Genomic DNA, 11460 nt, shown 5'->3' with positions numbered 1-11460 from the left:
ATATTATATGAAATTCTTAAAAATCACTTCAATAGCTTTAATGTGTGTTGTTTTGTTCGGTTGTGATAATAGTAATAAGGTAAAGGCGCCTGATAAAGCTGATCTCACTAAATTACAAGATTTAATTATTAGTGAGGCAAAAAAAGTACTCCCAGCTAAAGTTGATTCAAAAACTAGCTTAGTTGATATCTTTAAAGATAATGATGTAATTAATTATCGCTATATCATTAATGTATCTAAGGATTCATTGCAAATCCCTGAAACCGAAAAAATGACAACTGAAAGTTTGAAAAAGGTTTACTGTTCGGATAATCAACAAATTAAAGAGTTTAGAGGTGCATTTCCTAATGGTGCCGTTCATAGCTATTATATTAATGATGAAAAGATATTTAGCGTAACATTGACCCCTGCTTCATGTAACACTAATTAATATTTTTTTGATTAATCGGCTAAGTTATTTAAACAGGGCAGTAGCCCTGTTTTTTTGTATTATTCTAATGTCTTACCTTTTGTTTCGGGGATTAAAAAGATAAATGCAGCCGCAGACAGTAAATAAGCGGTCGAAAGTAACGCTAAGGCATAACTGATGGAATAAACAGTGGCTAAATAAGCAATCAAAACTTGCGATATGCCAGCAATTCCCCGTCCAACATTGAAAATAATGTTTTCGGCACTTGATCTTGCATCTGTTGGGTAGTGTTCAGCAAGCAATGCGCCATAACCGCCCATCATTCCATTGACAAAAAAGCCAATTACAGAACCAAATATAATAAGAATCACCATATCTGTTTGGTGAAAGTAAAACCAAATCGATATAGCAGAAACCAGTAAAAAAACAATATAAGAAGGGCGCCGACCAAATTTGTCACATAGCCAACCAAAGATTAAAATCCCTAATGACATCCCAATCGTTGTTGAGATGGTCCAAAACATAGTGTTTTTGAACGGTAATTTTAATTCAGTTGCAATCATGTTTGGCATCCAAACCATCAGTCCATAAAAGCCAAAATTCTGTACCGCGCAGGCTATGGTTAAACCAATAGTAGTGGCTGTCGTTTTTGGTGTATTAAATAACTTGTTAATTGCGATTTTATTTTTATTTTGATCTTTTAAATTTTGCCAAATTTCGGGTTCCTTTAGTCCTTTACGTGTCCAAGCAACAAATAAAGCAGGCAATACTCCCATCGCAAAAGCCCAGCGCCAACCATAAACTTCACCAATAAAGTTAACTGTTAGTGCTGCTAAAATAATACCTAATTGAAAGCCTAATGCGACAATAGAAGTTGCTCTTGAGCGCTTGCTTTTAGGCCAACTTTCTGAAACAAGTGTCATGCCAATGCCAAATTCGCCACCTAAACCGAGCCCACTTAGAAATCGAAAAATTAAAAAGCATTCGTAATTAGGGGAGAGCGCACAAAGTCCAGTAAATAAAGAGAAAATTAAAATAGTCCAAGAAAAAACCCTTACCCGACCATATTTGTCAGCAAGTATACCGAATAAAATACCACCGATTACCGCACCTAAAAGCGTGACCGAGGTTAAAGTACCCAGATCTGCTTTTGTCAGATTATAGGTCGCAGCGATGAGACTAAAACAAACACCTAAAATCATCATGTCTAGACCATCTAGAGCATAACCAACTGTAGATGCGAAAAGCGTCTTTTTTTGATATGGGGTAATTTTCTGGTTTTCACTTTCGGCTTGCTTGACTAGGATTGTTTCATTATTCATGTGTACCTCTAGTTGTTAAAAAGATCGTTCACTAATAAAAAGCATTTATGATGTAATTCATCATTAAACAGGCGGGTATTTTAAAGCGGGGCAAGTATATACTTAAAAGTAATAAAAATCCAAATGAAAAGCCGAAATTAGTCGGTTTTATTTTGTTTATTTTTATTGAGGCGAAATTATTTGGTTAAATTTTATAACTATCTAATTTTTTAGACAAATTAGCCGATAATTTCGCCATTTTGCAGTTTTTTCGGGTAGCTTTTTTTAGCCAATAGTTTTTGAACAAAATTTACTCTTCGTCAAAATACCAGTAACCAAGATTGACCAATTTTAACATGACATTTAGGGTTTGTTCATCTTGTAATTGTTCGTAGTAAAGTACATCGGTTTCACATAATAGGTCGATGGTTTCCATCGGTAAGGGTATTTTTTCACCATTGATATAAGCCGTATCCTCTATTTTTACAATACGTATACTCGGTACACGATGTAGTTCGGCACCAGATTTTAGAATTTCTTCAAATTCATCTAGCTCATAGGCGGGATCTGCCGGGATGATGTTAAGATCATGCATAGGTATTGTGATGTGTTTACCAAACCAGTCATTGAATAAGTCTGGGTTTTTGATGAGGTCGATCATTTGCCCTTGTAGTTTTTCTAGCTCATAGGGCACGATACGATAAGGATCGCTTGGTAATTTTAAGTCTGGATCTTGATAAAAAATCCCATTTGGTAAGTTATCAATCACATAATCAGCAAAACCACTTAATAATTCTTGTGAAGTTTGCGTTCTAAAGCCAACTGAATAACTTAGTGATTCGCCAATTGATACACCATTATGTGGAAAGCCAATTGGAATATATAAAATATCACCGGCGGTGATTTCTTCATCAATAATCGGCTGATAAGCTTCTACATGTAATAGCGCTTTGTGAGCACTAAACTGTTTGTAATTAGGATTACGATCGCCAACTTGCCAACGTCGACATCCCATACCTTGAATGATAAAAACATCATAGTTGTCAATATGCGGTCCAACACCAGCCCCTTTTGTTGCATAAGAAATCATAAGATCTTCAAATTGCCAATGAGGAATACACTTAAACGGTTCAACTAACGTTGCTGCCTGTTCATGCCAATGATCTACCGCTTGCACTAATAAACTCCAGTGATCCTCACCAAGATCATCGTAATGCGTAAAAGGACCAAATTTAGCATCCCATTTTCCATTTTTATTCGTCACAATTCGGCTATCAAGCTCTTCTTCCATCGCGAGTCCAGCAAGTTCATCGGGTGTGATTGGATCGACAAACTCCGCAAAGGCTTTTCGTAAAATAACGGGTTTTTTTTGCCAATAATTTGCTAGAAAATGGTCCCAATCAATAGCTAATTTATACTTCATTTAACTTTCCTCGAAGATTGAATAATTGACAAAAATTATAAGTGGTTTGCTGTGCTAGTTGCGCTAAAGAAATACCTTTGAGAACCGATAAATATTGCGCAACTTCCCGCACATAAGCAGGTTGGTTTTCTTTACCACGATAAGGTACTGGAGCTAAATAGGGTGAATCAGTTTCGATTAAAATACGATCTAATGGCACAAATTTTGCCACTTCTCTTAATGCTTCGGCATTTTTAAAGGTAATAATGCCTGAAAAAGAGATATAAAAACCTAAGTCTAATAGTTTTTTTGCCGTATCAATATCTTCGGTGAAACAATGTAACACACCTGAATGGACGTGCTGTTCTTTTAAGATTGTTAATGTATCTTGTCTGGCATTTCGTGTATGGACGATGATTGGCTTGCTAAGCTTTCTTCCAAGACGTATATGTTCAATAAAATTATGCTGTTGAAGCTCTAGATTATCTTGCTGATAATAATAATCAAGTCCTGTTTCACCTAAAGCGACAACATTCTCTTCTTTAGCCAAATTTTCGAAGCGGTCAGCATCATAAGGTTCGTCATCAAGATTAAGGGGATGAATACCACACGAAAAAGAACATTGATTAGTGTAAGGTGTCAGTAAGCGCTTCATTGATTCATAACCAGATAAGGTTGTTGCTACGCTTAAGCAGTGTTTAACATCATTTTCAGTTGCTTTTTGTAGTACTTGCTCAATTGACTTAGTATTAAAGTCTAAACTATCTAAATGACAGTGCGAATCGATTAAAAACATAAAAAACTCTTTATTTTTCAGAATGCTGTTCAAAATCACGAACAGGTTTAATTGTAGACCATGAACGACAACCAGGGCATAACCAGTAAATTGAATTAACCGTAAATCCACATTTTTGACAACGGTAATTTGGTACTATTTTTATTTGTTCACCTACCATATTACGTAACAATAATAGGCTCTCTTTTGCTCGACCTTGTTCGGCATCGGCAACATGGTAATCCATTAAACGATAAAACCCTTTTAAATTAGGGTGTTTTAATAACTCTCGATACATATAGTTCTGGGCTGCATCAAGACCTCTCTTTTTTTCAATGATATCGGCAAGCATGAGTTCAGCGACATTGCCTGAATCTTGATCAACACATAATTGTAAAAACTGCTGAAATTCGTCTTCTTTATTTAATTTAAGATAACACTCTTTTAATAAAGGTAAAGCTTCACCGATAAAGGCTTTATCTTGTTCAAGTATCTGTTTGAATGATTCAATTGCTTGTTCAATTTTATTTTGCACAATCAATACGCGTCCTAACATCAGTGAGGTTCGAGCACACTTAGCATCGGCTGCTGCCGATTTTTGTAATAAACTATACGCTTTTTCAAGGTCTTCATTGGCGATAGCAAGCGAAGCTAACTCACAATAAAATTGAGCTATATCTGTTTTGTATTTTGTATTGCCGAGTTTAACCAACTTGGTGGCAGTATTAATTGCATTAATCCATTCACTGGTTGATTGATAAATAAAAATAAGTTGTTGTAACGCATGTTGTTGAAAATCTTCTTCATCAATGAGTTGTAAAAACATCTCTTCAGCGCGGTCATAAAGACCTGCAACCATATAATCACGTCCAAGTTGTTGAATGGCTAATAATCGTTGTTCAAAAGAGAGGGATGAACTTTCCATTAATGCTTGATGGATTCGTATCGCTCTATCTACTTCGCCACGAGAACGAAATAAATTGCCTAAAGTCAGATGTGCTTCTAACGTGCCTTCATCTTCTTTAAGCATATCAAGGAACAGATCGACAGCTTTATCTTTTTGGTTAGATAAAAGAAAGTTAAGACCATCTACATATTCTCGAGATAGTCGATTTGATTGATTTGTATATTTTTGTTTAGCATTTCTATCGCCCATATACCAACCGTAAGCGGCAGCAATAGGTAATAATAGAAATAACAATTCAAACATAATATTTTATTCTTGATGAGGTTTAATTAAATTATCTTTTTGATGATCAGCTATACTATCATCATATTTTTTTTGTAATTTATTTAATTTACGTTTTGTTGAAGAATGTTGTAGTTTTAATTTAATAAAGAAAATTCCTGTTAATATCATTCCAATAATAAAGCCAGAGCCAAAAAATAGCGCCAATAAAACTGATAATCTTAATTCGGTTTTAGCAAATAAATAGTTAAATGTTACCACTTCATCATTGAATGCGCCTACCGAAATAGATAGGGCAAAAATAATAATTATCAATAGAATGGATATAATAAATTTCATAATAATAACCTTTTTATTATTTTAACGTTATTTAAAATGAGCGTTATTCTCAAATATTATTTCAACACGGTTTACGCTAATTATCAGTTATCTACTATATGATATTTTTGTGCATAAAAATAGCAAATTAATGAAATGATCCAAGCAACTAAAACACCACACAACAGATCAACTGGGCTGTGCATACCCAAACATAATCGACTAATTTCAATTAATAATGCCCAAATAATCAACATATAGACCACAATATAATGGCGTTTAAAGCCTAATAATGTTACTGCTAAAAAAGCCCATGTTACTGCAAATAAAGTATGTCCTGATGGAAATGAATAACCTGTTTCGTTTTGCCAATGTTGACGTAACCAAGTTGGGATCATGTTGGAATTAGTCAATAACTGATCAATGAGTTGTTTTTTTTCTAATTTAGCCAACGAATAGAATTTATCATCACTTAACTGATATTGTTTATTCATCCATAATACATAGGGTCGAGATTCTGCCGTTTGAGATTTGATAACAGCTTTAATCATTTGCCCCGTTAGTATTGCACCCACAAGAAGTATTCCAATTAATACTATTTTTTTTGTCGTTTTAATGTTTAATAATAAGCAAAACAGGATAAACAAAACGAATGATGTTATTATTGCCCAAGGAAAACTTGCCGTTTCTGTTATGACGAAAAAAAATTTGGATGTATTATTTAATGATTCTGGTTGCCAATGCCAATTTATAGCTATAATTACTAAAGGTATAACTAAGAAAATAGCCAGCGTGGCTATTGTTTTTTTTATTATTAACCCCATTTAAAAACTCAATTAAGCACAAATTGCTATATATTTTAGCATGGAAGAGAGTTTTTTAAAAAATTCTATTTAAGTTTTATTCAATACGGAGATAATGATGCAATTAAAACTTGTTGCACAAGCAAAACTGCCAACCCCATGGGAATGTTTCACTATTGTGGGATTTGAAGAAATTGCAACTGGTAAGGATCATGTGGCGTTAGTTTTGGGTGATATTGCAAATAAAGAGCCGGTATTAACAAGAATTCATTCAGAGTGCCTAACTGGCGATGCGCTATTTAGTTTACGTTGTGATTGTGGTTTTCAGCTAGAGGCGGCTTTAAAACAGATAGCACAAGCAGGACGGGGAATTTTACTTTATCATCGTCAAGAAGGTCGCAATATTGGTTTGCTTAATAAAATTCGCGCTTACGCTCTGCAAGATCAAGGACTAGATACAGTAGAAGCGAATGAGCAGTTGGGGTTTGCTGCTGACGAACGTGACTTTACGCTTTGCGCAGACATGCTAACATTACTTGGTGTATCTGATATTAGACTATTAACCAATAATCCAGAAAAAATAAGAGTGCTTGAACAAGCAGGCATAAAAATTACTGAAAGGGTGCCGTTAGAAGTGGGTGAAAATCCTAATAATGAGCACTATTTGGCAACCAAAGTCAGTAAAATGGGGCATTTACTTCACCTTCATTGCAATCACTAAGTATTTTATATCATGTTCAATATTACAAACGTTGCCCAAGATTTAAAATAGATAAACCTTAAAAACAGAATGATTTTTAAGGTTTTAAATGAAATGTGCATGATATGCCATAAATTATGACAAACGCTTTTTATTTTTTGATTGAGTATAAATTGAGTCTTGAGTTTAATTAATCTTTATCACACCGCAAAACACCACCATTCGCAATTTGGTCTTTTGAAATTTCGTGCATAATAATTTGTACTGCTTCAGGCTTACAATTTAGTGTTTCGGCGATAGCATTGGTTACACGTTTTGCCATTTCTCTTTTTTGTTCTATAGTGCGACCTTCTAAAAAGTCAATAACAACATTTGGCATATTATTTCCTTATTGATTGATTGTTACGAGTTGTTCTTCAGTTAATGCAATATCATGATTATTGCAAATTCCAATTCCTGACTGAATAATTTTACGTGCAATTGCTTTTGCTTCATCTAGTGAGTGCATTTTGTAAGTCCCACACTGATATTCATTCAATTCGGGAATCTGTTTTTGTGATTCAACATTTAATACATCTTGCATAGATTGTAGCCATGCATCTACCACTCGTGATTCTTCTGGTTTACCTATCAGGCTCATGTAAAATCCGGTTCGGCATCCCATTGGCGAGATATCAATAATTTCGACTTTATCACTATTAAGATGATCGCGCATAAATCCTGCAAATAGATGTTCTAATGTATGAATGCCTTTTTCTGGCAATAACTCTTTATTGGGAACAGTAAAACGAAGATCAAATACACTAATATCATCACCTTTAGGGGTTTTCATTGTTTTAGCAATACGGACAAAAGGTGCGTTCATTTTAGTATGATCGACTTTAAAACTATCTAATAATGGCATGACATTCTCCTTAGTTTTCGCTATTTCACTATTTTCAATAAATAGTGAAATAGATGCCAGTATATTTGTTATTTATTCATTAAGTAAATGGATAAACTCTTGCTCATCAATGATTGTTATACCCAGCTGTTGGGCTTTGTCTAATTTTGAACCGGCAGATTCACCAGCAACAACCATATCGGTATTTTTAGAGACGCTACCCGCCACTTTAGCGCCTAATTGTTTTAATCTATCTTTTGCTTCATCACGGGTTAAACTCGATAATGTACCTGTTAGCACCACAGTTTTACCTAAAAACGGTGAATTGATGTTACTAATTGGAGATTGTGGGGAAACCGCAGGCCAATGAATACCGATTTCATCGCTCGTTAATTGCGTTATTACATCACGATTATGCGGTTCTTGAAAGAAATCAATAATACTTTCGGCAATCACTGCACCAATATCATTGACGGTTTGTAATTGTTCGAGTGAAGCACTTTCAATCGCTTTTAAATCACCTAATTGATTAACTAAATTTTCAGCTGTTACTTCACCCACATTAGGAATGCCCAATGCAAAAATAAAACGGTTTAATGTCGTATTTTTAGATGTGGCTAATGCATTTAATAAGTTATTAGCCAATTTTTCGCCTACTTTATCTAAAGAGCATAACATTGGCAGTGTTAATTTATAGAGATCAACAGGTGTTTTAACATAATCTTTATCGACAAGCTGTTCAATGAGTCGATCGCCCATACCATCAACGTTCATCGCTCGGCGTGAAACAAAATGTTTAAGCGCTTCTTTTCGTTGAGCTGGACAAATTAATCCACCCGCACAGCGTGATATCGCTTGTCCTTCATCTCGAACAATTAACGAGCCACAAATTGGGCAATGGGTTGGAAAGGTAATTGCTTTACTATCAGCTGGTCTACGATCTAGTATTACCGAGACAATTTTGGGAATAACATCTCCGGCTCTACGTACTGTAACATAATCGCCTTCACGAATGTCTAATCTGATTATTTCATCGTTGTTGTGAAGGGTAGCATTACTGACAATAACGCCGGCAACCGAGACTGGTTCAAGTCTTGCAACTGGCGTTATCGCACCAGTTCTTCCAACTTGGAAGTCAACTTTTTTTAATTGCGTCACTTCTTCTTGTGCCGGAAACTTAAATGCTGTTGCCCAACGCGGTGCTCTAGCTACAAAGCCAAGCTCATTTTGTAATGAAATACTATTAACCTTAATCACAACGCCATCGATGTCAAACCCAAGTGACATTCTTTCTTGACCAACTTGATTAAAATAATTTAGCGCGGCTTGTGCACCTTGGCGAATTTCAACTTTATTACTAACCGGTAATCCCCATGCCTTAAATTGCATCAAACGTTGATAATGGGTATCGGGTAAACTCGCGCCTTCAACAATACCAACTCCATAACAAAAAAAGGTTAAAGGTCTTTTAGCGGTAATTTTAGGATCTAATTGTCGCAGTGATCCAGCTGCGGCATTACGAGGATTTGCAAATAGTTTTTCATTCTGTTTTTGCGAATCTGCATTGAGTTTTTCAAATCCTTTATGTGTCATAAACACTTCACCTCGAACTTCTAAACGTTCAGGGATATTGTCACCAATTAACACTAAAGGAATCGTTTTAATTGTTTTAACATTAGCTGTGATATCTTCTCCTGTAGTACCATCACCGCGTGTTGCCGCTTGTACAAATTTACCCTTTTCATAGAGTAAACTTACTGCTAATCCATCAAGTTTTAATTCACAGCAATATTCAACAGACTGGTTTTCTGGTAAATTCAATCGATCTTTAATTCGTTTATTGAAGGCAAGAAAACTCGATTCATCAAATACATTATCTAATGATAACATTGGTATTTGATGCCTAATTGTTGAGAATTGTGCTAACGGACTACCGCCTACTCGCTGGGTAGGCGAGTCAGGCGTAATCAGCGAAGGATATTGCTGTTCCAATGACTGAAGTTGTTTGAATAATTTATCATACTCCACATCAGGGACTTCAGGAGTATCAAGAACATAGTAGCAGTATTCGTGATGTCTAATTAAAGCACGTAATGATACTATTTGTTGTTTGATGTCTTCATTCGGTATAGTTTGGTGTGCAGTATTTTCGGGTTTATTTGATAATGGCATAGTGTTCGACTCTTAAATTAATACATGAGCGTTAAAAGATTATCACATTCCTAGTACTCTGATTTTGTCAGACAAGATAATTATTATTTCCAAACAGCCAATTTTATAAGCTGTTCGAAGTTTTAATTACCACCATCAAATTACATTGACGGTGGTAGTGAAGAATGATTACTGAAAAGACGTTGGGGTTAAATTTCGTTACACGCTTTTTTGATGCGTTCTTTGTAACTATCAATTTTTTGTGGTGTCAGCATATGATGTTCATCATCTAACACAACACCATTAACATCATCAGCAATACGTTGGGCAGTTTGTAACATCAGTTTAAAGTTTTGTTGATTGTTACCTTGAGTCGGTGCAACCATAAAAATTGAAACGCCCGGCGTTGTAAATTCGTGCATGGTTTCAGGATCGAGATAGCCAGGATTGACCATATTTGCCAAACTAAAAAGTATTGGGCCATTACCTGCAGGGTCAACATGCCGATGGAAAATTCGCATATCACCAAATTGAAACCCTGATTGCATAATACTGCCTAATAATACATCGCCTTGTAATAACTTACCGTTGATGCCTTTAATGTTTAAGATAATAATTTCGGTTTTATCTTCATCATTTTTATTGATGTTAAGTTTTTCTGGTTTTGTTTTTGGGGTAGCCGGTTGAATTTTATCGTCACGTTTAGCATCAGCTTTTTCTATCGATACATTAGCTTCAGTTTTTAAGGGTTCATCGTCAAATAGATCATGGTTCATGCTTATGTTTGGCTCTTTTGGAGCTGGATCTTGTGTTGTTGGTTCTTGATGATGATTGTTAACAAATAGATCCTCTTGCTTAGGCATGGTTTCTTGAACGAGTTCATCCGGTGTGTTTTTATCTACACTTTCACTATTTTTTTTGTTTTTAGGTGTGATTAATATCACATCATCTTCTTCTATATCATCGATATAGCTATTTTCATACTGTTGAGCATTTTGCTGGTTTTTCTTCCTTTTATCAGAATTAAATAAAGAAGAGCGTTCCTTTTTATTGATCCAAAATCCATGAATCAATAATGCAATAATGACCAAGGACGCAACAACAATTAGAACAATACGTAAATTATCCATAATAACCATCTCAGAATTAAATTAAATATAGACTCAAATTATTCAAAACTATTTTTGAATAAAAATGATTACGGAGTATAACACCTGTAAATTTTTTAGTTATTCTTAGTAAATACAAATTAATATCACTTGAAAAGCTAGGTTTACCGTTTTACTTATTAGTATAACATTTTATCTAAACTATTTTATAGCACAAAAAATCAATTAACACATAGTACTTTATTTCTTTAAAAAAGCATAATAACCAATATCATTTTTTTACTATCATCACTTAGTTTGGCATTTTTTAGAACTCTGTGCTATTAAGCTGTAAAGATACTTACAATTTATGCATATTTTTTGTAAAATCCTCGGTTACTTTTGAATTACATTCAATGTTATTAAAAAAAATAATTATTA

At 34.6% G+C, this 11460-nt stretch carries 12 protein-coding genes; 2 read left to right on the top strand and 10 right to left on the bottom strand.

The window, feature by feature from the left end:
- Positions 1-7 precede the first annotated feature (7 nt).
- A complete protein-coding gene (locus J3U56_RS10245; RefSeq protein ID WP_267333414.1) occupies positions 8-430 on the top strand; it encodes a hypothetical protein in 423 nt (140 codons plus the stop codon).
- A gap of 59 nt (positions 431-489) precedes the next feature.
- On the opposite strand, the gene J3U56_RS10240 is transcribed toward J3U56_RS10245, so the two are convergent.
- The 6 genes from J3U56_RS10240 to J3U56_RS10215 all read right to left on the bottom strand — a co-directional run bounded on the left by J3U56_RS10240 (position 490) and on the right by J3U56_RS10215 (position 5969).
- Positions 490-1731 (bottom strand): MFS transporter, encoded by a 1242-nt coding sequence (locus J3U56_RS10240; protein WP_267367581.1) that lies wholly within the window; start codon positions 1729-1731, stop codon positions 490-492.
- A gap of 289 nt (positions 1732-2020) precedes the next feature.
- Positions 2021-3133 carry a cupin domain-containing protein gene (locus J3U56_RS10235; protein WP_267367579.1) on the bottom strand — a complete coding sequence of 371 codons (1113 nt, stop codon included), beginning with the start codon at positions 3131-3133 and terminating at the stop codon, positions 2021-2023.
- Positions 3123-3908 (bottom strand): YchF/TatD family DNA exonuclease, encoded by a 786-nt coding sequence (locus J3U56_RS10230; RefSeq protein ID WP_267333417.1) that lies wholly within the window; start codon positions 3906-3908, stop codon positions 3123-3125. The genes J3U56_RS10235 and J3U56_RS10230 overlap by 11 nt, the downstream gene beginning before the upstream one ends.
- A gap of 10 nt (positions 3909-3918) precedes the next feature.
- Positions 3919-5097, bottom strand: coding sequence for a lipopolysaccharide assembly protein LapB (gene lapB, locus J3U56_RS10225; RefSeq protein WP_267333418.1), 1179 nt, complete (start codon positions 5095-5097; stop codon positions 3919-3921).
- A gap of 6 nt (positions 5098-5103) precedes the next feature.
- The gene (locus tag J3U56_RS10220; protein ID WP_267333419.1) at positions 5104-5415 is read right to left on the bottom strand and encodes a LapA family protein; all 312 of its coding nucleotides are present in this window, start codon (positions 5413-5415) and stop codon (positions 5104-5106) included.
- Between the two features lie 83 nt (positions 5416-5498).
- Positions 5499-5969: a phosphatase PAP2 family protein gene (locus J3U56_RS10215; RefSeq protein ID WP_267367576.1), complete on the bottom strand. Its 471-nt coding sequence runs from the start codon at positions 5967-5969 to the stop codon at positions 5499-5501.
- Between the two features lie 346 nt (positions 5970-6315).
- Between J3U56_RS10215 and ribA the strand changes: the two genes are divergently transcribed.
- A complete protein-coding gene (ribA, locus tag J3U56_RS10210) occupies positions 6316-6918 on the top strand; it encodes a GTP cyclohydrolase II (protein WP_267333465.1) in 603 nt (200 codons plus the stop codon).
- Positions 6919-7087: 169 nt separating this feature from the next.
- Here ribA and J3U56_RS10205 read toward each other — a convergent pair whose 3' ends face one another.
- From J3U56_RS10205 to zipA, 4 genes are all read right to left on the bottom strand, one after another.
- The gene (locus J3U56_RS10205) at positions 7088-7276 is read right to left on the bottom strand and encodes a 2-hydroxymuconate tautomerase (RefSeq protein WP_065634899.1); all 189 of its coding nucleotides are present in this window, start codon (positions 7274-7276) and stop codon (positions 7088-7090) included.
- 9 nt (positions 7277-7285) lie between these two features.
- A complete protein-coding gene (gene luxS / locus J3U56_RS10200; protein ID WP_267333421.1) occupies positions 7286-7801 on the bottom strand; it encodes an S-ribosylhomocysteine lyase in 516 nt (171 codons plus the stop codon).
- A gap of 72 nt (positions 7802-7873) precedes the next feature.
- Positions 7874-9952 carry an NAD-dependent DNA ligase LigA gene (ligA, locus tag J3U56_RS10195; protein WP_267367574.1) on the bottom strand — a complete coding sequence of 693 codons (2079 nt, stop codon included), beginning with the start codon at positions 9950-9952 and terminating at the stop codon, positions 7874-7876.
- 188 nt (positions 9953-10140) lie between these two features.
- On the bottom strand, positions 10141-11064 hold the full coding sequence (gene zipA, locus J3U56_RS10190; protein ID WP_416380349.1) for a cell division protein ZipA: 924 nt from the start codon (positions 11062-11064) through the stop codon (positions 10141-10143).
- Positions 11065-11460 lie beyond the last annotated feature (396 nt).

The sequence above is a fragment of the Gilliamella sp. B2824 genome (genome assembly GCF_026536245.1).
Taxonomy (GTDB): Bacteria; Pseudomonadota; Gammaproteobacteria; order Enterobacterales; family Orbaceae; genus Gilliamella.
This window is presented reverse-complemented; position numbering and strand designations above follow the sequence as displayed.